Raw genomic sequence first — 24,347 nt, 5'->3', positions numbered from 1 at the left:
TGTATATGTTTGCCTTCTACTATGCAAATACGCTGCCATTATTTACCTTTCGAATATCTTAAACTCATCTTAGCCACTCTTTCCTCCAATGTCTCAGTAGTTAGCTTTTCCCTTAACCTATCTACCATGATCGGGAAAGCAAAAGGAGTGGGCTTTTTACTCTCTGTAATAATCACCTTCAGTTTCTGCAGTCTGCTTAACGCCTCCCTCAGCCTGAACTCTTCCAGCTGGAACTGTAACGCTTCATTATATGCCTGCCTCACCAGAACATTGTCTGGCTCATATTCATTAAAAACATCGAAAAGAAGCGATGTCGACGCCTGAAGATGCCTGTTCTTCATTGTCTTACCAGGAAAACCCGTAAATACCAAACCCGCAATATGCGCGATATCCCTGAAACGCCTTCGCGCCATCTCGTTAGCGTTCAAACTATTCTGTATGTCGTCGAGCAGATTTTCGGATGAAAACAGATCTGCAGCGATGGCCTCCTCCAAAGGTATCGGATCGGCCGACAGCAACTCAAACCCATAGTCGTTCATAGCAATTGAAAAACTGGCCTTTCGTACCTTCGCAATGCGATAGGCAAACAAAGATGCCATACCCTCATGTACCAGGCGGCCTTCAAAGGGATAAAAGAACAGATGATAACCATCATGAGAGTTGAACCCCTCAATCAGGAACTCGCCACTTGTCGGCAAATGAGACAGCTTCGCCTGCATGTCAAATAAAGGCCTCAGCGTCTTGATTTCAATATCAGTCTCTATATGGTGCGCTACATCATCCAGCTTGCTCCTGAACATCGCAGAGAGCTGTGAGGACAAAGGTATCCGCCCTCCCATCCAGCTCGGAATTCTGCCATTGCTCTTCGGCGACTTTTTCACGAATGCCGTCATATCTTTTATCTTCACCAGCTCCAGACTCCTCCCGGCAAACCAGAAATTGTCCCCCACTTTCATTCTGGCAACAAAATCCTCTTCAATAGACCCCAGATATCCTCCCGAAAGAAACTTAATGCGCATACTGACATCACTTACAATCGTTCCCATCGTGAGCCTGTGGCGCATGGCAACGCGCTTACTCTTTACCTTGTACAATCCTTCTTCTATCTCCACTTTCAGGTACTCATCATACTGCGACAAAGTCTTTCCACCCAGAGTAATAAAATTCAGGATTTGCGCATATTCAGATTCCCTCAGCTCGGCGTAAGCGTAAGTATCTTTCAACTCATGGAAGATCTGGTCGGCCCTGAACCCGTCAGAAACCGCTAAAGTAACCAGATACTGCATCAGCACATCCATTGCCAAAACAATCGGATCCCTGCTCTCAAAGATCCGGTGTTCAATAGCTCCCTTTATGGCCGCACCCTCCAGCAGCTCCAGAGAATGTGTAGGCACAAACCAAGCTTTTGATGTCGCCCCCGGATGATGGCCGCTCCTTCCCGCACGCTGCATAAACCGCGCTACTCCTTTCGGGCTACCGATCTGCACTACCGAATCCACCGGCCGGAAATCGACGCCCAGATCCAGACTGGAGGTACAAACAACAAGCTTAAGCATCTCATTGTGCAGCGCAGCCTCCACCCAGGAACGAAGTTCATTATCTAAAGACCCATGATGCATAGCCATTATCCCCGCATACTCAGGGTATCGGTCCAGAATGGCATGATACCATATTTCAGACTGCGAGCGCGTATTAGTAAAGATTAATGTCGTCTTACTCTTTGCTACGATGTCCATCACCTTCGGAAGAAGCTTAATTCCCAGGTGACCTGCCCAGGAGAATTGCTCGATATCATCAGGGATGATCGATTGTATCTCAATTTTCTTATCCAGATCCGCCCGTACCAAACGAATGGCAGACCGGTCAGCAACATGCCCTAGAAGCACATCAGCCCCCTGCTCCAGATTCCCTATTGTCGCACTGATCCCCCATATCCTCAAATTCGACGCAGAGCCCTTTTTTATACCCTTCAACCGGGACAATCCCAGCTCCAGCTGCACCCCCCGCTTCGTGCCCAGCAACTCATGCCACTCATCGGCTATCACCGCCTGTAAATTTTCGAAAAGCTTCGGATAATCCTTCTGCGAAAGCATCAAATGCAAGCTTTCTGGCGTAGTAAGCAATACTTCCGGCTGTCTGCGTTTCAATGCCTGCTTTTCTTTAGCTGAGGTATCTCCGGTACGGCTACCTATCGACCAGGGGATCTCCAGGTCATCTACCACAGTTTGCATGGCCTTACGTATGTCATTGGTCAGCGCCCTTAACGGCGTTATCCAAAGCATCATCAACCCGTTATTACGCTTCTCTTTATAGGTAGCGGGATAGCGATTGATATAATCGGCAACGATAGGCAGAAACAAAGCAAAGGTTTTACCGCTTCCTGTAGGGGCATTCAACAGACCCGAAAAACCAGAGAGGTAGGCAGCCTGCATCTCCTTTTGAAACGCAAACTGCTTCCACTTTTTAGATTTAAACCAAGCAGAGATCGCCTTTTCACCAGCTGTCATATTCTTTTCATAAGTATCATTAACGATTTCAGGCGAGCATAGCTTTCAACGCCTCGATATGGTCAGCCTCTTCAATTTTCTTATCATGCCGCCAGCGCAATATGCGCGGAAAGCGGAGTGCTACGCCCGACTTATGCCTTGAGGAAGCATTTATACCCTCAAAGCCTATTTCGAACACAAGCCCGGGCTTAACGGTTCGTACCGGGCCGAACTTCTCCAGCGTATTTCTTTTTACATAATGGTCAACCTGATTGATCTCCTTATCTGTAAGTCCCGAATATGCCTTGGCAACAGGCACCAGTTTATCGCCGTCCCACACGGCAAACGTATAATCCGTGTACAAATCAGCCCGCCGGCCATGTCCCTTCTGCGCATAAACCATTACTGCATCAACCGTTAAAGGGTCAACCTTCCATTTCCACCAGTCGCCGCGCTTCCTCCCGGTTTGATAAACCGATTCGCTCCTCTTCAGCATAAACCCCTCAGCAACGTGTTCCCGGGCCCTCAGGCGAAGATCATAAAGCTCCTGCCATGAATTAAAAGAAACAACCTCCGATAACTTGAAGATATCCTGATGAGCATTCTCGGCATGGATCCGCTCTACTATGGAGCGCCTGTACCGAAGAGGCATAGACCGGATATCGTCTCCCTCAAGCTCCAAACAATCGTAGGCGATAAAAGCCATCGGACTGTCTGCCATAATCTTTTTCGTCAAGTTTTTCCGCCCGATCCGGGTCTGCAACACGTTAAAAGGCAGAGGACAATTGCCGCTGAAGCAGATTGCCTCTCCATCCAGCACCGTTCCATCCGGCAGTTCCGAAATAAAACGATGAAGCTCCGGAAACTTATCCGTCACCAAATCTTCTCCTCTGCTCCAGATGAAGATCTCGCCGCCCCTGAAAATAACCTGAGCCCTGATTCCGTCCCACTTCCACTCTGCCTGCCACTGATCCGGACTCCCCAATGCAGTTTCCATATCTTCAGCAGACTTAACCTGATCAGAGGTCTCCTGAACCGGGTAAGCCAGACAGAAAGGATAGGGCCTCGAAATATCCTCAGAAGCATCCTGTTCCTGCATCAGATCGTGGAAACTGAACACCGCCGGATCCCAGTTCCCCATGATCCGGTGCGTCAGCACAGAGGCCTCCAGCCCCGAGAGCTCAGCCAATGCCTTTACAATCAAACTATGTGATACCCCTACCCGAAAACTACCGGTCAGGATCTTATTAAAAACGAAGCGTTCCTGCCGGTCCATACTATCCCAGGCATCCAGCAGCCAAGCCTTCTTCTCACTTTCTCCAAGAGTGGAGAGACTGTTAATCTCGGCTATCCAGTCCGTTAACGATTTATTCTGAGACCCCATAGGCTCAGGCAAGAGCAAGGCAATCGTTTCGCCCAGATCACCCACAACCTGGTACGACTCTTCAAAAAGCCACACCGGAATATGAGCAAGCTCCATTGCCCAGGTTTTAATGAGTGTAGAGTTTATCTGCCGCTTGGGCTTCCTGCCCGTAAAGAGAGCGAGAGTGCTGATTTTGTCAGCATCGGATACAAACATGAAATAATCTTTAAGTATGCTGACTTTCTCAGAAGTTTTATTCGTCTCATCCAGGTCAGAAAATAGCTTTGCAAAATCCTTCATACCGCTTCCTCCACTTTGGTTTCACCTGCTTCATCATCTTCCACACCATAATGTGTTTCCGCTTCAAACGCATCGTATCCGAGCTCCCGCAGATATCTGGAGAAAGATGCCGTTGAGCCGTGGGTCAGGCAGACTGACTCACATTCCGTCGCCCCAATAGCCTCTATCAAACCGTCCCAATCGGCATGATCAGACAACACAAAGCCCCTGTCGGCCGCTCTCCTCCGCTTCGCGCCCCTTATAGCCATCCAGCCCGAACAATAACCAAACGAAACGGAAGGAAACTTCCGCATCCAGGGGGACCCTACCGCTGACGGCGGACAAATGACTATCCCACCCCTGGCCTGCTCCCTCTTGAAGTCAGCTGTTATACGTTCCGCTGGAGGCAACCGTATCCCATTGCGTTCCAGGGCCTCATTCGTATTTGCAATCACACCATGCAGATAGATGCTGCCGATCGACAGATCCAGCCCCTGCATGATTCTTTGTGCTTTTCCGAGCGAATAGCCGGCAATTACCGTTGTTCGACCCTCCTCAGCGTTGAGTCTCCACCAATCGTTAATACCGCTGAAAATTTCAGCCTGAGGCCTCCATTTATAAACCGGCATCCCAAAAGTACACTCGGAAATAAAAGTATGGCATTTCACAGGCTCAAAGGGAGCCGATAAGCCATCATCCTCCAGCTTATAGTCGCCTGAAGCAACCCATACCTCCCCCTTATATTCCACCCTTACCTGTGCAGAACCCACGATATGACCGGCAGGATAAAAGCTAACCTGAACGCCGTTAATCGTCGTACTCTCTCCATATTCCATCGTCTCAAGAGATATGTCTCCCAACCGGTAATACATCACCTCTCTGGATAAATGGTGTGCCAGATAATGTTTATGTCCCCAGCGAGCATGATCTGAATGTGCGTGCGTAATTACCGCCCGGTCAACCGGCTTCCAGGGATCTATATAAAAATCCCCTGCAGCGCAGTATATACCCTTATCATTGAACTGGAGAAGTGCTTGAGCCATGCATGAATAACCAACAGTAGCCTCAGATAGTTTTAAACGCAAAAGAGGCCAGCTTCTTCCTGAAACTGGCCTCTTTTAAAAATGCTAAGTCATTCTAATACACCATGGTAAACTGACCTGCCTGGTTAAGGCGGATAAAGTCAGCCATCGTTTTTAAACTTTCATCCTGTATAAAATCATAGTCGTCTGCCTTCTTGACCTCCCCTTTTTTAAGTGGAGGAAGTCCTTTAAGAGCACGACGTTGATTGTCTCTCGCCAGATTTCTCGCTTCCTGCAATTCGCGCTCCTTTTTGAGTTTGGCCTCGTTAAGCGTGACTTCATTTTCAGACTCTCTTTTTCTGAACTCCACGATATCTTCCAACAGGTACTTATACTCTGCGGACTCCTTCATCCTGTTTTCATGAAGCTTGATGAGTTGAGACTTTATAGGACTAAGATCCGCAACGCGGGTATAGGTTGCCGGACTAATCGAATCAAACGGTAAAGCCGAAGGTTCTGAGCTTTCTCCATACTTATCAGCAGAGAATATCATTGGAAACTGAATATCCGGAATCACTCCCTTATGCTGGGTGCTGCTTCCGTTAATCCGGTAAAACTTCGCTATAGTAAGATTAATCTGTCCGAATCTTGGTCCCTGAGTCGCCGTAGTCGCTTTACCGCTCTTGTCCGTCGTCTTAATTTTATTTAAAAACTCATCTACCGTACTGATATAACGAGACAGATCAAGTGCAGACTGCACAGTTCCCTTTCCATAGGTCTGGGTACCCATCACTATCCCCCGGTTATAATCCTGAATAGCGGCAGCAAAAATCTCCGATGCTGATGCGCTGAAGCGGTCCACCATTACACCGAGTGGGCCTGTCCACGAAATAGAAGGATCATCATCATCGCTAACTTCCGTGCTGCGCGGATTACGCACCTGAACTACGGGACCCCTCTTAATGAACAATCCTGTTAATTCGATAGCCTCCATAAGAGAGCCGCCGCCATTTGTTCTGAGGTCAATCACAATACCGTCAACCTTTTCGCGCTTCAGCGTATCCAAAATACGTCTTACATCTCTCGTCGTACTTTTATAATTCGGATCGCCAGCCTGGTAATCTTTAAAATTCATGTAAAAAGCCGGCACCTCAATAACACCTATTCGGTAAGACTTTCCGCCTTCCGTGATGGTCTTAATCGTCTTTTTAGCCGACTGATCTTCCATAACCACCTTATCGCGAACCAAGGTCACAATTTTAGGCTGCGAAGAGATCTCCTGACCGGCAGGAATGATTTTCAGGCGCACAACAGTTCCCCTGGGGCCTTTAATTTTCGATACCGAATTATCAAGTCTCCAGCCGCGAACATCTTCAAATTCCCCATCCTTGCCCTGTGCAACGCCAATGATCTTATCGTTTACCTGCAGTGTCTTAGCCTTAAAAGCGGGTCCGCCCGGCACGATCGCTGCGATCTTGATAACCTCATTTTCCAGCTGTAAACTAGCTCCTATACCTTCAAAGGTCCTCGACATCTCTTCATTGAATGCCTGTGCGCGCTGCGGAATAAAATAATTCGTATGCGGGTCAATGGTCTCAGTAAACGAGTTCATGATCACCTGGAAAGCATCCTCGTTATTAAGCTTCTGAGTCTGCGACAACAGGTTTTTATACCTGGTCTTTAATGTTTCCTTATTCTTTGCCGCATCTCCGCCCGATAATTTCAGGTTCAGCAGATCCGACTTCACTCTTTTTTTCCACAACGTATTCGAAGCTTCAATAGACTCCAGCCAGGGCAATTTCTCCCGGTTGTAAGTAAAGGTCTCATTTTTCGTAAAATCAAAAGGCTTATCTACCTGCGTAGCAGAATACTTCAGTCTATCGGCATATCTCGCCTGAAACACATTGAAAATATGGAAGAAAGCAGTAAGATCCCCGGCGCGAAGATCATCATCAAACGTCAGACGATATTTTTCAAACGACTTAATGTCAGATGCAAGCAGGTAACTCCTGCCCTGATCCAGCTGATTGATATATTTATCGAGAATCTTAGAAGACAACGAATCGTCCACTTTCACCTTTTTATAGTGTGCCCCCTCAATGATTTTAACCAGTTCCCTGGACACCAGGCTCTGAGAAGGATCAGGCTTCAGATTAGCAGAGCCTTCCACATCCGTCACCACACGAGGCTCGGCCGCACATGCTATAAAAGCGAGGATGAACAAAGCCATGAATATTTTTTTAAGCATTTCTTTAAGAGATTTAAAATCCATTTCTTATAACCTATCAGCTAATTCTATACCAGTTTACGAGTATAAACAAAAAAGAGGCAGTATCTACCGCCTCTTTAACATTACAATATCAAAAATAGTATTATTTGTTTCTCAGAATATAATAATATTACAAACCGAAGTCATTACCTACAACACCATACCCTTTACGAGCTTCTCATGAAGCCTGGAATACTCATCCAGCGCCGAGCCGGCAGCCGAATAGTTTCCCATCAGATTGTAGGTTTCGCCCATATCGCCCTTAATCTCTACCAGCTTAACCATATACTGGTTCTGAATAGCCAAAGATTCCGCTTTCTTATAGTCAACCAGCGCATCTTCATGATCCTCCAGTGCATTTTTAACTTCTGCGATATGTATCAGACTGCCTATTAAAGCTTGCTTATCATTCAACTTCTCGGCTAAATTAGTGGTTTGAATACAGAACCATTTCGCTTCCGAATAGCGTTTCTGACCGTAGTACAGACCCGTTAAGCCCTGAAAGCATTTCATGCGGCCCGCTTTATTTCCCATGCGGGTAAAGAGAGGCAACGCCTTTTTAATGATATAGTATTCCGCATCGTCATGCTTATTCATCGACACCTTATTTTCAGCCAACTGAAGATAAGTCTCTGCCACCGCATGGTTTTTATTCATCGACCTGTATAGCTGAATCACCGTTTCATTCTGGATGATCGCTTTCTGAAAATCTCCTGACAACCGGTAAAGTGCCGCCAGATTGGATGCAATAGCAACCATGCCCGGCTTGTCATTCAGATTTTCTTTTAATCTATAGGCCTCGTTAAAATAGTAGATTGCCTGAGGAATATTACCTTTCTTGCCATAATGGACACCGTAAGTATTCAGTATTAAGGCCTGACTCCGCTGGTCATTCAACTGTTTATAATCTTCGAGCAAAATCTTCAACGTAGGCAGCAGAGTCTCATTCGGCTCCTGCGATATCTCCGTCTGATTTAGCAGCGAATGCAGCATCAGCACATTGTTATACTTAACCAGATCCGCAGCTTCCTTATTCTTTTTAAGCAGCCGCTTACCGATAACCTGTTTATACAAAAGTGCAGAATCCACAGGAGGCGATGCATCGAAATACACCGGTCCAACCAGCTTCGCATGTTTATTAATTAAGGAATCTTTCTCTGTCGCCCGCACTACACCATTTGCAATCAGCATCACTGCCATTGCGCCCATTATTAGTTTTTTCCCCATATATCTTTATGAACTCGTTGCAAAGATAGAGATATAACTAATTAGATTACAAGTTATTGCCTTTTTCTTTTTTTCTTTTCAAAAGAAATGCGCAGAGTAACAGGATGGAAAAGATCGCGGCAGCGATCTCCAGGGTATAGTTTTTTTGAATTTGCGGCTCCTCTCTGGATACCAATATCGGGGCTACGGGTTCATTGGCCACGACCTGAGCCGTATGTGCTGATTCAGCCTGAGAGGTCATCATGCGGCTAACAGAATCTGTCAGCTTCGCAGAGCTTCGTTCGGAACTTCGCGCCGCAGTTTTATTGCCGGTACGTGAATAATAATTTGCGTATCCTTCCTTCACTTCAGCCAGCAGGCTCAGGTTATTGAGCCTGGCTGCAATGGCCCCCGCCTCTTTCAGATCTCTGGCAGCCAGCGAATAATCTTTTATCGCCACCTTCACCCGGGAGAGGTTCACCAGCGACGCCACAACCCCCTTTTCATCGTTCAAATTACGCGCCAGGGTATTTGCCTGAATAAAGAACCACTTGGCTTCCGAGTGCCGCTTCTGCTCCAGGTAAATATGACCCAGCACGTCGAAACAATTTACCCTCCCAACCTGGTTATCGGCCGACCTGTATAGGCCCAGGGCCTTTTTCAGGATCAGGCTCTCGGCCTGTTTGTATTTCTTTTGAACCCTTCGGATTTCGGCCAGTTTCACATAGGCGTCTGCCAGCGTACTCTTGTCGTTAGGTACATCGTATTTGTTATCGATAATCGTATGGAGATAGCCTGAAGCCTTCTTAACGTCTTCTCTCTTCATCAGCACCCCGGCAAGGACGCTCGCCGTTTTCGCCGCTTCAGCAAACTTCTGCTGAGTCTCCTGCACCTGAAGGAGCAATGTATAGTACTTTTCGGCCTCTGCCAAAGCATTGTTCGCTTTATAGAACGCAGCCATCCTGGAGATCGCAGCCTCACGCTTCTCACTATCCCCGGCCTTATGGAAAAGCATCTCTGCTGTCATAAGCTCCGAAAAAGCCTTTTTACTCCAGCCTTCCTTGAACATGATCTCACTCAGCGCAATCCGCAGATCTCCTTCCTCCACCAGTTGGGTATCATGGTTCAGGCTGGCTATTGTTGCCCGGATAGCCTTGATCTTCGCCTGCGGATCGTCAGGCGATGCAACATCGGGCACAATCAATTCAACCGAGTCTGTAACGACCTGACCGGATGACAAGGAGGGAAGAAAAAAAAACAGGGCGATCGCCAGACACAGAATTTTCATGAAAGAATATAATCTGTCCCTATAAACCTTGTACAGATCAGAAAGTTTCAACACCTGAAGAAAAGGATGCCCAAACCATATAAGGGTGCGAATCCATATGGAATATTTCACCCTTGCCAGACAGCGCGATCACTCCGGCGAACCCGTCAAATGGCTTAAGCTCTGCAAGTGTTCTCTCGACTGCTTCGCGAAGAGAGAGGCCGTCGGTTACACGGGTGACGATCTTTGCAGCAACCGCACCGCTGACAATGTCTTCCCCTACCCCTGTACATGAAACTGCAGCAAATGCGTTCGCATAATTCCCGGCCACCGTCGCCGAGTCGCTGATACGCCCCGGCATCTCGAAGCCCTTGCCTCCTGTTGATGTAGCTGCCGCCAGACGCCCCATCGCGTCAAGCGCAACACAACCTACCGTTCCGGTCCTGGCCGCTGCCGCACTTTTTTCTTCAAATTCTTGTCGGCGCTGAAGCGTCTCGGGATTATAGTATTCAATTCCGATATCTCTTGCAAACCTCAGCGCCTCCGGTCCTCCCAGGACACTGTCCTCATATTGAAGCAAACGCTCCGCTACATATACAGGATTACGCACATCCTCCACATTAATCACGCCGGCAAACTTACTCGTCGTACCATCCATGATCGCCGCACTCATGCGAATCTTGCCGTCGCTCTGGATCTGCGAGCCGGTACCTGCATTAAACAAATCAGAGTCTTCCAGCAAAGAAACGGCATAAGCTACCGTCTCCACAGCGCTATGGTTCTTCAGGTGAGCATAAGCCTCTTCAGCAATTTCCCTTAAGGCATTTTGTTTGGCCCTTTTCACATCATCGTTTGTACCCGATTCGCTGAAAAACCCGCCATGTATAATAACCATTGGTTCCATTAATCGTAATCTTTAGCTTTTAAGAATGTATCATCCTCTATCTTGATCGCTTTGTTTATCGCAAGGGTATGTTTTTGAAGATCATATCTGTCGTAAATAGACATCACGTGCACCTTCAGATTGTCTATCGAAACCGGTGAGCCTATTTCCACATCATATATACTCGTCTCGTTAATGTACCGGCCGTCAACCAATATAGTCAACCCTGATCCGATCGCTTCCATAGAAGTTCCCCCGGTGATCAGCAAGCCCGCATCCTCTCCCAAACCTATGCCCAGCATCCCCGGATTACTGGCAACAGCGTAAAACAAACGCCCGATCCGGCCACGTTGAACGAAATGCGTATCGATGATAACATTATTCAATAAACCAAGCCCTCCGGTGATCTGAACCTCCCCCTTCAACAACGCTTCAGAACTACTCCCCCTGTAAATCATATTGGTAGAGGCCGCAGCGGCACCTGCCGACGTACCTGCCACGACAAAGTCTTCCTCCTGATATCTCTTCTTTAATATGCGATGCAACTCCGTGCCTCCCAGGATGGCGCTTAGCCGCAGCTGATCACCGCCCGACAACATCACGATATCCGCACGCTTCATTCGTTCAATCACTTCGGAAGACTTGGCTTCCTCGCGTGTCTTGATATTCATCACGTTAACGTTCTCTACCTGCAACTGCTTAAACGACTTGATATATTCATTCCCAACAATTTCCGGAATCTTCGAGGCGGTCGTGATGACCTCGACTATAGAATCTTCGCCTCTGGTCGACTCGGTTATCATCCTTTTCAAAATTCCGCGCTCGAAAAACTTGATGTAATGAGGATGATTGATGTCTTCATTGTAGCTCAGTGAAGTCCCCAGATCCACTGCACCACCGATGATAACTAACTTACCTTTCGGGACCATACTTGATTGTTTTAGTGCACATTATTTAATATATCAAATATTAAGGCTTTTAGTTTTTTAAACGGTCAAAAACCTTTAGGTTCATTTAAGAGTTACATGACAAATTTTAATTGTCTTAACGATGGAAATACAGCGTATTCAGGTGCTCAAAGGACCGAATATATGGTCAATCAAAAGAAAGAAGCTCATTCAGATGCGCCTGGATCTGCAGGACCTTGAACAAAGGCCAAGCAATACCATCCCTGGTTTCAGAGAGCGGATCGAACAGATGATACCCAGTTTGTATGAACATCGTTGTTCCGAAGGTCATAAAGGCGGTTTCTTTGAAAGAGTCAAAGATGGCACGTGGATGGGCCATATCATCGAACATATCGCCCTCGAAATCCAAACGCTGGCAGGCATGTTTTCCGGATTTGGGCGCACCAGAAGCACCAATACGCCCGGAGTATATAACGTCGTGTTTTCTTATGTGGAAGAACAGGTAGGTGTATACGCGGCTAAGGCGGCTGTCAGGATTGCCGAAGCGTTGATAGCAGGAACAGCTTACGATCTCGAAAAAGACATTATGGAAATGCGCAAACTGCGCGACGATGTCCGGTTCGGACCCAGTACAGGCTCTATCATTGACGAAGCTACCGCCCGCAATATCCCCTACATCCGCTTGAATTCCGGCTCCCTGATACAGCTTGGGCATGGCCGAAACCAGATACGATTACGTGCAACGATTACCGACCGCACCAGCAATATCGCGGTTGATATCGCGTGCAACAAGGAAGAGACCAAACGAATATTAAACGAGCAGGCCATCCCCGTAGCACAGGGAATGACCGTAAGTTCTAAAGAAGGACTTGAAAGAGCAGTCTCCGAGCTTGGGTTCCCCCTGGTTTTTAAACCTCTCAACGGGAACCACGGCCGTGGGGCTACCATCAACGTGAAAAACATGACGGACGCAGAAGCTGCCTTCGAACATGCCCGGAAAATCTCTCCCAAAGTTATTGCCGAACGCTTCATTCAGGGTCATGACTTCAGGGTCCTGGTCATCGACTACAAAATGGTCGCCGCCGCCATGAGAAAGCCCGCACATGTTATCGGTGACGGAATAAACAATATCCGGCATTTGATTGATAAAGAAAACAGCGACCCCAGAAGAGGATATGGACACGAGAATGTGCTGACTGAAATCGTTGTCGACCACGACACCGAATCTCTTTTACAAAAAACAGGCTATACACTCGACTCCATCCCCCATGACGGCGAAGTAGTCTACCTCAAATCAACGGCAAATCTGAGTACCGGGGGGACATCCGTAGATGTAACAGATCTGGTTCACCCGCTCAATGTCTTCGTCTGTGAACGCATCGCTAAAGTCATTGGCCTCGATATCTGTGGCATCGACATCATGGCCGCTAACCTTTCCGAGCCGTTAAAAGATACGGGAGGGGTAGTTCTCGAAGTAAATGCGGCTCCCGGTTTCAGAATGCACCTTTCCCCCTCAGAAGGAACACCCCGAAACGTAGCTGCACCTGTCCTGGATATGCTCTACCCGGCAGGCAGAACTTCGCGCATTCCCATTATCGCAGTGACCGGAACAAACGGCAAGACAACCACTACCCGGCTTATCTCGCATATCATCAGGAATAACGGATACCGCGTTGGCTACACCACTTCCGACGGAATCTATATACATGACTCACTTCTGAAGGAAGGTGATACTACCGGTCCGGCGAGTGCCGCTTTTGTATTGCAAGACCCTACAGTCGAATTCGCCGTTCTGGAAACGGCCAGAGGAGGGATCCTGCGTGCAGGTCTCGGATTCGACAATTGCGATATTGCTGTTCTGACCAATATACAGGAAGATCATCTTGGCATTTCCGACATCAATACACTGGCTGACCTTCAGCGTGTAAAAAGCGTATTGATCGAATCGGTTAAGGCCGACGGCTGGGCCATCTTAAATGCTGATGACGAACACTGTCTAAAGATTGGTCAGAATACGAACCATTGCAATGTGGCTTATTTCAGCACCGCGGAAGAAAACAAAGCGATTGCTGACCATTGTCGAAAAGGAGGAACTGCTGCCTTTGTAGAAAAGGGCTTTATCACTATCAAAAAAGGAAGCTGGAAAATTCCGCTCGTACGCGTCGATAACATACCGATCACTTATGGAGGCACAGTAACTTTCATGGTGCAAAACGCATTGGCCGCAGGTCTGGCAGCGTACTCCTGGGGATTTAAGGTGTCGGACATCCGGTCCGCTATGGAGAACTTCCTTCCCTCTGTCGAGCACACTCCCGGCAGAATGAACCTGTTCGATTTCCAAACCTATAAGATACTGGTTGACTACGCCCATAACCCGGATGGCCTTCTGGGGATAAAACCGTTTATATTGAGCACTCCGGCCTCTATTCGCACGGGTGTCATATCCGGCACGGGTGACCGTCGCGATGATGATATACGCAAAATGGGTCGCATAGCCGCCGGAATTTTCGACAAGATCGTAATATGTCAGGAGAGATACCTCAGAGGGCGGACTGGCGAGGAGATCAGCAAACTACTTACAGAGGGAGTAAGGGAGGTGAATGCCGATAAGCCTGTAACCGTTCTGCGAAACAGTGAGGAGGTCTGGAAATTCATCATAGACAACCCACGCGACGGGGAATTAATTACGATAATCAGCAATACGGTTGAAAACGCTTACCAAAAAGTAAACGAACACTATCAAAGCAACAAAAAAATAGAATTGAAGAAATCCTCATAAAACAAATGGCAATGCCAGTCGTTATATAAACAAGTCATTTACTGGCTTAATTGTGATAAGGTTTAGGTTGAAGCGTCAGGGTAAAAATCCTGACGCTTCTTTCGTTAGTCATGTTTTCCCTTAACAAATACGTTAACAAAAAGGCCGGCAAACAGCATTCCCACTATCGCTCCAACCAGTGCGTAAACAATTGAAGACGTAGAAACCCATCCGGTCAACACACCAAAAATAATAGCCAGTATAAAATATATACCCGTCGAGCTGTCTTGATTCTTATGTTGCATATCTCTCTTTTTTAAGATAGATAACAAAAACCGTGCAGAACAGGGTAAATCAGTTTCCGAATAAGGTAAATTATTTAAAACAAACGAATTAAGGGACAGGTTTACCTGTACAGACCACCCTAAAAAAATAAACCGTCGTATGAGTATATCATACGACGGCCTTCCCTAATTACAATTAAAAACCTTTTCCTTCAAATCTAAGATAGGGTGATTCATCCTTCAGCCTATCTAATAAGGGAAATCTAATGATTCGAAGTGGTTAACCTTGTAGCTAAATTAACGATTTTATTTTACAAATAACACGATGGAAAATGTTTTTGTAATTAATTTATGGAAATCTAAACTAATAAATCACCTTACTGGTAGCTGTTATCAGAGAAGCTATACGTACCGCATCAAAAATTCTTTCTTCTTTAGCACCCAGTTTAATCAGGGAATCTTCATGAGAATTCACACACATCTCACAGCCGTTTACTGCAGAAACAGCAAGACTGATTAATTCGAAAAATTCTTTACCTGTGATAGGTTTCATCATGATCTGCATTCTGATACGTGCAGGAATCTGAGTGTACTTCTCTTTTTGTGTGAAATGCCTGAAACGATAAAAAACGTTATTTGACGCCAGTAAAGACGCACAGGCAGCGGCTTCAGCAATTTCTGCGGCAGTAGCCTCATTCTGCTCAGCAAAACGCGTATAAAAGTCTGTTAAAGGCTTGTTATTAGCATTAACGGCGATTGATACACCTATCAAGCCTATCTCCTTTGCAGATAAGTGCTCAGATGTGAGCGTGCTCGCAAAATTGACTTTCAGATCTCTGATGTAACGGGACTCCCCTTTTTCAAGTAATTCCAGACTGGAAGTGCGGTAATCACCATCTAACTGTAAACTCTCTAACAATTCTTTTATTACTTCTGTAGTTTCACTCATGACACAAAATATGTTTTATAAAAAATCCCCGTAAAAACGGGGATCTATACGTTATTAACTAATCGGGATGGAACTATGCGCTGATAGTTTCCTGACCTTTTTCCCAGTTACAAGGACAAAGCTCATCAGTTTGAAGACCATCAAGAACACGCAATACTTCTTTTACGTTACGACCAACGTTCAAGTCGTTCACAGACACCCAACGAACTAGTCCTTGTGGGTCGATGATGAAGGTAGCACGGTATGCAACTTTCTCAGTCGGCTCCAGGATACCTAAATCTTCAGCAAGAGACTTAGATGTATCAGCAAGCATTGGGAATTTCAAATCGCGCAGATCATCGTGATTGTTTCTCCATGCTACGTGAACAAACTCAGAATCAGTTGAAGCTCCGATCAAACGTGCATCTCTGTCACGGAATTCACCGTAAGCCTTGTTGAACTCAGCAATTTCAGTTGGACAAACAAAGGTAAAATCCTTTGGCCACCAGAACATTACAGTCCAAACGTTATCGTCATTTGTAAGATATTCAGATGTAATGGTATCAAATTCCTTTCCTTTTTCAATGCTAACTACTGCTTTTTTCTCGAAAGAGGGAAACTTTTGGCCTATTGTAATCATAATTTTTTTTCCTTAGATTTATTTACATTGCAAATATAAGGGTGATTTTTTACGAAAGCAATGAAAATTCCGCAATTCGCGATAGTTAATATCAATGTGATATAGACAAAATCTATATGTCTATAAATCCATTTTCTTCAGGAGATTCTGTAAGACAGCTTTGTCTTTCGGAGTAATTACCGGACTGGTGTCTGTCTGGATAAAATGTAACTTAAAGGCTTTTATAGCAGCTATCGAATCCTTGACATTGTAACCTATCATTCTCAGTGCATGGACACTGTTGAAGGGCGAAGGAACTGTATCAAGCACAGCATCAGGCCAATGCCCGAACCCTCCTTCAGAAAGTCTCTGCCATGGAAAGTTAGCATTAGGGTCCACTTTTCTTCCCGGAGCGATGTCTGAGTGCCCGATAAAATTTGCTACCGGAATATTATAATTCTTCTTCAACACGGCCAGCAACTGGAGTAAGCTCTCGATCTGGCTGTCGGAAAATGCCTCAAATCCGTTATTATCCAATTCGATCCCGATCGAAGAGGAATTGATATCTGTGTTGTTTCCCCATTTACCGTTGCCGGCATGCCAGGCTCTGAAGTAATCGTTCAGCATATGATGAACGGTTCCATCTTTGCATATCACGTAATGGGCACTAACCTGAGTTCTCTCCAAAGTAAACGTTTTAAGCGTCTGCTCACAGGATTTTTGGGCTGTATGATGGATAATCACATAGTTTGGCTTGCGCAGGTTCAGGTTAACGGTACCGACCTGATAGGCAGGAACCTTTCCTCCGTAATTTGCAACGGGTGGCAGCGCTTCAAGTGATTTCGCCAGGTCTTTCGCCTGCTTCTTATAAATCCGGTTGGTCGCGGAGTAGGGGTGGGATGAGCAGCCGGCGTAGATAACAGCAAACAGCAGGAACGCAGGTAAGATATATTTCTTCATTTCACAGATTAAAATACTAAATACGCTATTTTTACCGGACACATAAAATATTCACATAACTATATATCATGATAACACTCGAGAACGATGATATCAAAGCGGATATTCATCCGCATGGAGCAGAGCTGCAAAGCGTTTTTTCTAAAAAAACGCAGATCGAATACCTCTGGAACGGCGATGCCGCTTTCTGGCCGAGACATGCCCCCGTTCTGTTCCCTATAGTTGGCGGACTAATTGACGATTCATTCACGTACAACGGTGAGACCTATCACCTGGAGAAGCATGGTTTTGCCCGCGACACCGACTTTGAAGTGGAGAGCAGTACCGCTACTACAGCGACTTTCTTATTGAAAAGCAACGAAGAGACGCTGAAAAGCTATCCGTTCGCTTTTGAATTGAGGCTAAAATATACTCTCGAAGCGAACACAGTTCACCTGGAATATCATGTGAGCAACCCTGCCCAGTCGCCAATGTATTTCTCCATCGGCTCTCACCCTGCTTTTAAGGTGCCGCTAACAGAAGGAGGATACGAAGACCATGCACTCGTTTTCAGCGAGGTTGAAAATGCTGACTCATGGGGATTAAACGGCAACTATCTGACTACGCCATCCAGGTATCTGGATAACCAGCAGAAGCTCGAGCTTAAGCATGAGCTATTTTACAATGACGCAGTCATCTTCAAAGACCTTAAATCTACAGCTATTTCTATTGTTAACAACAAGAATGAGCATGGCTTAACATATACATTTGAAGGCTTCCCATACATGGGAATATGGGCGGCTAAAGACGCTCCGTTCGTTTGTATTGAACCATGGTGTGGCATTCCTGACAGCATTGATCACGATCAGAACCTGGAAAACAAGGAAGGTATAATCAAACTGGAAGGTCAGCAAAGTTGGGCAGTCAGTCAATCCATTGCCTGTTTTTGATATCAAGCACTAAATTTTACTAAGAAGAGAGACCTGAGCCTGGCACGTACCGGCCGGGTCTTTTTTTTGGCAGCATGTTTTAGGACCTGGATGAAAACGACACCCGCTTCTTTAATATTGCCGCCTGGGTATTTAGCTCCTCTTTTTTATAACCCTTTGTTTGGGCACTCGTCTTCGCCGGCAATCTTCCTTTCCTTCGTTCCTGGTCCCGCAGCAGCCGGTTACCCTCGTAACACATGTTATTAATGGATGCGCCTCTTACTTGCTGCGCCGCGTCGAGGTTCATATTTACAGGACCCGCTGGGTATTCTCCCGGTTCTTCCGCATGGAAAGCAGCGATAATCGAACAGGGACTGAACTCCTTGCTGTTGAGCAATACATAGCCTTCTTCCATCCGGGTTTCGCTATAAGCCAAAAGCGATACGCTGAGCATCAGCAGCTGATCGGCTTCCGGCAGGGTTTCAAAGCGGATCTCCCGGGCCTCCAGCTTTCCCTGCCAACGAAACTCCACATCTTTCACTTCCAGATATTCATAATACTCCCTGCGGAAGTTAAAGCCGATCAGAGTGAAACGGAGGCGGTACTTGCTGACGGCTTTGCTGATGCTTAGCGGTACCTTCAGGTCGGTTTTGGCGTTCAAAGCTCCCATGAACACGCTTAGGCGACCCTCTTCATCCCGCTCCACCCGCTGACTGACCTGTAGTACTTCGCTCAGCCGGCTCTTCATATTGAAGTCCATCCCGATGAGGCTTTCCAGGTCCGCGTCATGCAAGTCGCGCTGACCAACGCTTCCGCGTAAGCTATTGCGAAGACCCCGGTACACCAGCTGTGTGCTGCGGCTCACCGCCTCGCCGTCCCGGTGCACATAAGCCGGCTCAAAGGCCTGCCTGATCACTGCCGCCGTGGTACTGGAAAGCCCAAACTCCGTGGAGGCCTGGATGCTGGCACTAGTCTGTTCGAATTTGCGGGGTTTCCCCTGGATGATGTTCATTTCGCGGTAGCCGCGATATACAACGGAACCTGCTGTCCCGCGCACGATTCCTTTCTTGTCTACTTTTGCCATAACCTTGTTTGATTTAGAGAACAAGGTAGCGCGGCAGAAAACGCGCGACGATTTTTTAGTCAAAATCGACAAAATTTTATGGATTTTTTAAAATTCCGTAGCTCAAAAGCAGTCAAGCATAGCAAAGACTGAACCTAAAGACCTTCCGCTTGAAGCATATCACCGCCTCATAAAACGTTGGGGCAACCCTATACTCAACTCCTTCCGCCTTTATATTAAGGCGAATTTCCCTCGACATAAACCTGTGGTAAGTCCGACCTGAGGAGCCTAACGTCGGACTCATCACGAGATAATAAGGGTTTGTTACGGGTTGCATAGAAACGCAGGAAAGGCGGAAAAGAAAAGGGGCGATCATTTTCATGAACACCCCTTTTACTAAAAATCGGTTATATGCAGGTTCTAAAAACCTCTGTGATTATCCTTTAAAGGCGACAAGAGCCTTAGATATCCGCGAAATAGCCTCTTCCTCTCCTATCATTTTGGTGATATCAAAAACTGCAGGCCCGAACTTGCCTCCAACGAGCATAATGCGGTAAGGAAGCATCACATCACCCACCTTCAGTCCCTTTTCCTGCGCGAGCTGCTTAAACTCCGCTTCCAGCTCTGCCGAAGAAAGATCCGGGCCCGACGACAGTAAGGCAGAGAATGAATGGAAGAACTCTTCCTTTTGCTCTGACCACTTCGGCTGAACCGAATTAAGATCATACTCTGCAGGAGTACGGAAGAAATATCCCGCCTGTTGAACGAAGTCAGCAATAAATGTGCAACGATCCTTAACCAGGTCGATTACGGAGAGCGCTTTATCCTCAGTTGCTTCGATACCTTCCTGAGCAAAAAGCTTCGCAACTTCAGGATAGAGTTTATCTGCAGAGGTCTTTTTAATCCATTCAGCACTAAACCATTTTGCCTTCTCATAGTTAAACTTCGCTCCCGCTTTGCTGACGTGCTCGAGACTAAATTTTTCAATCAATTCCTCCAGACTGAACAGCTCCTGTTCGGTGCCATCATTCCAGCCCAGCATAGCCAGCATATTGATAAAAGCTTCCGGCATAAAGCCGATCTCCCGGAAACCGGGTGTTATTTCTGCCGTCGCCGGATCAGTCCAGTTCATGGCGTAGACAGGGAAACCCAGCCTCGCTCCATCGCGCTTGCTGAGCTTACCGTTGCCATCGGGCTTTAGAATTAGCGGCAGGTGAGCCCATTTCGGCATGTCATCTTCCCATCCCAGGTATTTCCATAAAAGCAGATGAACGGGTGCCGACGGCAGCCATTCTTCGCCCCGGAACGCATGGGTTATCTTCATCAGGTAATCATCGACCACTACAGCAAGATGGTAGGTAGGCATCCCGTCGGCTTTTAAGAGCACTTTGTCATCGGAAAGGCCGGCATCGAAGGTAACGTCGCCCCTGATGAGGTCAATGAAAGAAATGGTTTCTCCCTCGGGTATCCTAATGCGGATTACGTAGGGAGCACCGCTATCCAGCAATTGCTGAACTTCTTCCTGTGGCAGAGAAATGGAGTTTTTCATCTCCATGCGGTGTGCATGACCATACTGGAAATTAGGTATTTCTTTTCGTTTGGCCTCCAGTTCGGCGGAAGTATCAAATGCATAATAAGCATAGCCTTCCTGAACCAATCTTTCTGCGTATTGGCGATACAGGGGCTTGCGTTCGCTTTGACGATAAGGGCCATAAGGACCGCCTGCCAGCGGGCTCTCATCTGCATGAAACCCACACCAGTCCAGACAATCAGCAATGTATTGTTCAGCTCCCTCTACATATCTGCTCTGGTCGGTATCCTCAATTCTCAGAATGAATTTTCCACCATGCTTTTTTGCAAAAAGATAGTTAAATAAAACTGTACGTACACCTCCGAGGTGCAAACCTCCTGTCGGGCTGGGAGCAAAACGTACCCTTACGTTATCCGTCATAATTTCTAATTAAAACGCAAAGATACGCTTCCTCGGCTTTATATAAACAGGCCCCGGCATTTCAGTGCCCTGACGGTCATGTAAGTGCCTTATTTTAAATTTCATGGTGCTTTAATAAGCAAATGTTTCTATTTTTGCCTACCTTTTCTATAGATTTACCGACTGTTGGTAAAATGAGGAGGAAATAGAATAGAAAATGTCAGAGATTCTGGAAAATAAAGTACAAGAGCTAGCGGCGGTCGCATCTAAATTGTCGCCGCAGGAAGGCCTGGCTTTGCTAGCTAAACAATTTGAGGGAAACATTATTTTTTCTACCAGTTTCAGCTGGGAAGATCAGGCTATCGCTCACATGATCCTGAGCCAGTCGCTCCCTGTAAAGATTTTCACGCTGGACACGGGCCGGATGTTCAATGAGACTTACTATGTATGGAGTCGTACCAATGAGCAGTACAATACCAGAATCGAAGCCTACTACCCTAACCAGGAGGATATTCAGACTTTCGTGAGTCTGAAAGGTCCGAACTCATTTTATGAATCGGTAGAGAACCGTAAATCATGCTGCTTTATCAGAAAGGTAGAGCCCCTGCGGAGAGCTCTCGCGGGCAATTCGCTATGGATAACCGGCCTGAGAGCCGAGCATTCGCCCGACCGTGGTGACCTGCCGGAAATTGAGTGGGATGAGACCAACAAGATCATCAAATACCATCCTTTGCTTCACTGGACAACAGATGAAGTTCGTGCTTTCATTAATCAGCACGGGATTCCCTACAATACTCTTCATGACAAAGGTTTTGTCAGCATTGGATGTGCTCCATGTACCCGGGCTATACAGCCTGGAGACGACTTCAGAGCCGGCAGATGGTGGTGGGAAGACAGAACGAATAAAGAATGCGGACTTCATGCCCATTCATAATATAAAAATATAGTTTTTATGCCGCAACATACATTGGATTATCTTGACCTGCTGGAAGCGGAGTCTATACACATTATGCGCGAGGTAGCGGGTCAGTTTGAACGCCCTGCGCTCTTATTTTCTGGTGGTAAAGATTCTATTACCCTTGTTCAACTGGCTCTTAAGGCTTTTAAGCCGGGGAAGATCCCTTTTCCATTGGTGCACATTGACACGGGTCATAACTTTCCGGAAGCATTGGAATACCGTGACAAGATTGCGGAACAATATGGCGCTAAGCTGATTGTAAGAAAAGTGGAAGATACGATCAAAGCCAGAGGTCTGAAGGAGCCTTCAGGTAAGTTCGCATCCCGTAATGCATTGCAGTCGTACACCCTCCTGGATACCATTGAAGAGTTTGGCTTTGATGCTTGTATTGGCGGAGCGCGCCGGGACGAAGAAAAGGCCAGGGCTAAAGAGCGTATCTTCTCGGTAAGAGACGAATTCGGCCAGTGGGACCCCAAGAAACAGCGTCCTGAGCTATGGAATCTGTACAATGGTAAGATAGCACTTGGAGAAAATGTACGAGTATTTCCGATCAGTAACTGGGTGGAGCTTGACGTTTGGAACTACATCAAGCGGGAAGGAATTGAGCTGCCATCTATCTACTTTACGCATGAGCGGGAAGTGATCGTACATAACGAGCATTTGGTTGCGATGTCTGATTTTATCCGTGTAGATGAAGGCGACGTGATTGTAAAGAAGAACGTCAGATACCGAACGGTTGGAGATATGACCTGTACAGCGGCTGTTGAATCAACGGCGTCTACGATAGATGATATCATCGCTGAGATCCATCTCACCAATATCAGTGAGCGGGGTGAAACGCGGATCGATGATCAGGTGTCTGAAGCAGCGATGGAAGATCGCAAAAAGAACGGCTACTTCTAGATCGTTCTGAAACGAATGGCCCTTTAGAGGAGCATAACAATCACGATACGGTAAATGCCTGGCGCTTACCGCTTAAGAAAGAATAGAAATTAAATGGATTTACTGCGATTTATAACAGCTGGTAGCGTTGATGACGGAAAAAGTACTCTGATCGGGCGACTTTTATATGATACGGATTCGATAAAGGTTGATCAGCTTGAAACAATTCAGAAACAAAGTAAGAACAAGTCTGAAGGTGAAATAGACCTGGCTCTTTTCACAGACGGCTTACGCGCCGAAAGAGAGCAGGGCATCACTATCGATGTAGCATACAAGTATTTCAATACGGAAAAAAGAAAGTTCATTATCGCGGATGCGCCTGGTCATATCCAGTACACCCGTAATATGGTCACAGGGGCTTCTAACTCTGATCTCATCATTATACTGGTTGACGCACGCCTTGGTGTGATAGAACAGACTCGCCGGCATACCATTCTTGCCTCTCTCCTGCAGCTTCCGCATGTGGTGGTGACCATCAACAAAATGGATATGGTGGACTTCTCTCAGGAAGTGTACGATTCTATCGTGGCAGAATATTCAAAAATGGCTGAATCGTTGAAAATCAAGGATGTGAAGTTCATTCCGATCAGTGCGCTGAATGGTGACAATATTGTGAATCCATCGGCTAATATGCCCTGGTTTAAGGGCGAGACACTGCTTCACTTATTGGAGAACGTGAATGTGGCTCAGGATATCAACTACGACGAGTCAAGGTTTCCTGTACAGTATGTGATCCGTCCGCAGTCGGATGATCTGCACGACTATCGCGGCTACGCAGGAAAGGTATTGAGCGGGACTTATAAAAAAGGCGACCGCGTGACGGTCCTTCCTGATGGCATCGAATCGGTTGTTGAAGCTGTGGAGGTTCATGGGTTGGAAGTTGAAGAGGCATTCGCTCCGCAAAGTGCTGTTATCAGGCTGAAGGATGATATTGATATCAACCGGGGTGATTTAATCGTCAAGCAGTCGGATATTATCAAAATATCTCAGGATGTACAGGCAACCATTTGCTGGATGGATAACCGGCCACTGGTAAAGGGAAATAAATACCTGCTGCAGGTTCAGAGCAAGCGGGTAAGATGTGTCATTAAGGAGATCAATTATAAGATTGACGTGAATACCCTCGAGAGACATGAGGATTTTGACCAGGTAGGCTTAAATGATGTTGTCAACGTAACGATCAAAACGGCCTCTCCTATCGCTTATGATAGCTATAACACGCTCCGGGCGAACGGTGGCGCGATCCTTATCGACGAAACAGCTCATACTACAGTTGCTGGCTGTATGCTTCAGTAGGCACCTTAAGTATCTTTT

19 protein-coding genes are annotated in these 24,347 nt (G+C 46.6%); 5 read left to right on the top strand and 14 right to left on the bottom strand.

Annotated elements, in window-relative coordinates; all coding sequences use genetic code 11:
* Positions 1-38 precede the first annotated feature (38 nt).
* The 8 genes from B0I27_RS06775 to B0I27_RS06740 all read right to left on the bottom strand — a co-directional run bounded on the left by B0I27_RS06775 (position 39) and on the right by B0I27_RS06740 (position 11,704).
* Entirely contained in the window at positions 39-2,507 is a 2,469-nt protein-coding gene (locus tag B0I27_RS06775) for a ligase-associated DNA damage response DEXH box helicase (RefSeq protein ID WP_106292458.1), read from the bottom strand.
* A gap of 28 nt (positions 2,508-2,535) precedes the next feature.
* A complete protein-coding gene (locus tag B0I27_RS06770; RefSeq protein WP_106292457.1) occupies positions 2,536-4,149 on the bottom strand; it encodes an ATP-dependent DNA ligase in 1,614 nt (537 codons plus the stop codon).
* On the bottom strand, positions 4,146-5,171 hold the full coding sequence (locus B0I27_RS06765; RefSeq protein WP_106292456.1) for a ligase-associated DNA damage response exonuclease: 1,026 nt from the start codon (positions 5,169-5,171) through the stop codon (positions 4,146-4,148). The genes B0I27_RS06770 and B0I27_RS06765 overlap by 4 nt, the downstream gene beginning before the upstream one ends.
* Before the next feature lie 94 nt (positions 5,172-5,265).
* The gene (locus B0I27_RS06760; RefSeq protein ID WP_245925448.1) at positions 5,266-7,398 is read right to left on the bottom strand and encodes a carboxy terminal-processing peptidase; all 2,133 of its coding nucleotides are present in this window, start codon (positions 7,396-7,398) and stop codon (positions 5,266-5,268) included.
* Between the two features lie 171 nt (positions 7,399-7,569).
* Entirely contained in the window at positions 7,570-8,646 is a 1,077-nt protein-coding gene (locus tag B0I27_RS06755; protein WP_106292454.1) for a tetratricopeptide repeat protein, read from the bottom strand.
* A gap of 46 nt (positions 8,647-8,692) precedes the next feature.
* Positions 8,693-9,913 (bottom strand): tetratricopeptide repeat protein, encoded by a 1,221-nt coding sequence (locus B0I27_RS06750; protein WP_146133098.1) that lies wholly within the window; start codon positions 9,911-9,913, stop codon positions 8,693-8,695.
* 37 nt (positions 9,914-9,950) lie between these two features.
* Entirely contained in the window at positions 9,951-10,796 is an 846-nt protein-coding gene (locus B0I27_RS06745) for an isoaspartyl peptidase/L-asparaginase (RefSeq protein WP_106292452.1), read from the bottom strand.
* Positions 10,796-11,704 (bottom strand): cyanophycinase, encoded by a 909-nt coding sequence (locus B0I27_RS06740; RefSeq protein WP_106292451.1) that lies wholly within the window; start codon positions 11,702-11,704, stop codon positions 10,796-10,798. The genes B0I27_RS06745 and B0I27_RS06740 overlap by 1 nt, the downstream gene beginning before the upstream one ends.
* Before the next feature lie 121 nt (positions 11,705-11,825).
* Here B0I27_RS06740 and cphA point away from each other — a divergent pair, with 121 nt between their 5' ends.
* Positions 11,826-14,462: a cyanophycin synthetase gene (gene cphA, locus B0I27_RS06735; protein WP_106292450.1), complete on the top strand. Its 2,637-nt coding sequence runs from the start codon at positions 11,826-11,828 to the stop codon at positions 14,460-14,462.
* A 104-nt stretch (positions 14,463-14,566) separates the two neighbouring features.
* On the opposite strand, the gene B0I27_RS06730 is transcribed toward cphA, so the two are convergent.
* The 4 genes from B0I27_RS06730 to B0I27_RS06715 form a co-directional block, all read right to left on the bottom strand.
* On the bottom strand, positions 14,567-14,746 hold the full coding sequence (locus B0I27_RS06730; protein ID WP_106292449.1) for a hypothetical protein: 180 nt from the start codon (positions 14,744-14,746) through the stop codon (positions 14,567-14,569).
* A 343-nt stretch (positions 14,747-15,089) separates the two neighbouring features.
* On the bottom strand, positions 15,090-15,674 hold the full coding sequence (locus B0I27_RS06725) for a carboxymuconolactone decarboxylase family protein (protein ID WP_106292448.1): 585 nt from the start codon (positions 15,672-15,674) through the stop codon (positions 15,090-15,092).
* 73 nt (positions 15,675-15,747) lie between these two features.
* Entirely contained in the window at positions 15,748-16,293 is a 546-nt protein-coding gene (locus B0I27_RS06720) for a peroxiredoxin (RefSeq protein WP_106292447.1), read from the bottom strand.
* 120 nt (positions 16,294-16,413) lie between these two features.
* Positions 16,414-17,232, bottom strand: coding sequence for an N-acetylmuramoyl-L-alanine amidase (locus B0I27_RS06715; RefSeq protein WP_106292446.1), 819 nt, complete (start codon positions 17,230-17,232; stop codon positions 16,414-16,416).
* A gap of 68 nt (positions 17,233-17,300) precedes the next feature.
* Between B0I27_RS06715 and B0I27_RS06710 the strand changes: the two genes are divergently transcribed.
* Positions 17,301-18,161 carry an aldose 1-epimerase family protein gene (locus B0I27_RS06710; RefSeq protein WP_106292445.1) on the top strand — a complete coding sequence of 287 codons (861 nt, stop codon included), beginning with the start codon at positions 17,301-17,303 and terminating at the stop codon, positions 18,159-18,161.
* A gap of 79 nt (positions 18,162-18,240) precedes the next feature.
* On the opposite strand, the gene B0I27_RS06705 is transcribed toward B0I27_RS06710, so the two are convergent.
* Together B0I27_RS06705 and gltX are read right to left on the bottom strand one after the other, a co-directional pair.
* On the bottom strand, positions 18,241-19,224 hold the full coding sequence (locus B0I27_RS06705; protein WP_106292444.1) for a hypothetical protein: 984 nt from the start codon (positions 19,222-19,224) through the stop codon (positions 18,241-18,243).
* 415 nt (positions 19,225-19,639) lie between these two features.
* Positions 19,640-21,154, bottom strand: a complete 1,515-nt coding sequence (gene gltX / locus B0I27_RS06700; RefSeq protein WP_106292443.1) for a glutamate--tRNA ligase — start codon at positions 21,152-21,154, stop codon at positions 19,640-19,642.
* Between the two features lie 196 nt (positions 21,155-21,350).
* Between gltX and B0I27_RS06695 the strand changes: the two genes are divergently transcribed.
* The 3 genes from B0I27_RS06695 (at position 21,351) to B0I27_RS06685 (ending at position 24,329) form a co-directional block, all read left to right on the top strand.
* Complete coding sequence (locus tag B0I27_RS06695) at positions 21,351-22,067, top strand: phosphoadenylyl-sulfate reductase (RefSeq protein WP_106292442.1); 717 nt, start codon at positions 21,351-21,353, stop codon at positions 22,065-22,067.
* An 18-nt stretch (positions 22,068-22,085) separates the two neighbouring features.
* Positions 22,086-22,994, top strand: a complete 909-nt coding sequence (cysD, locus tag B0I27_RS06690; RefSeq protein ID WP_106292441.1) for a sulfate adenylyltransferase subunit CysD — start codon at positions 22,086-22,088, stop codon at positions 22,992-22,994.
* A gap of 93 nt (positions 22,995-23,087) precedes the next feature.
* A complete protein-coding gene (locus B0I27_RS06685) occupies positions 23,088-24,329 on the top strand; it encodes a sulfate adenylyltransferase subunit 1 (protein WP_106292440.1) in 1,242 nt (413 codons plus the stop codon).
* Positions 24,330-24,347: the final 18 nt, after the last annotated feature.

The sequence above is a fragment of the Arcticibacter pallidicorallinus genome, from assembly GCF_003002875.1.
GTDB classification, from domain to species: Bacteria; Bacteroidota; Bacteroidia; order Sphingobacteriales; family Sphingobacteriaceae; genus Arcticibacter; species Arcticibacter pallidicorallinus.
The sequence above is the reverse complement of the archived record's forward strand: the minus strand, read 5'-3'. Positions and strand labels throughout refer to the sequence as shown.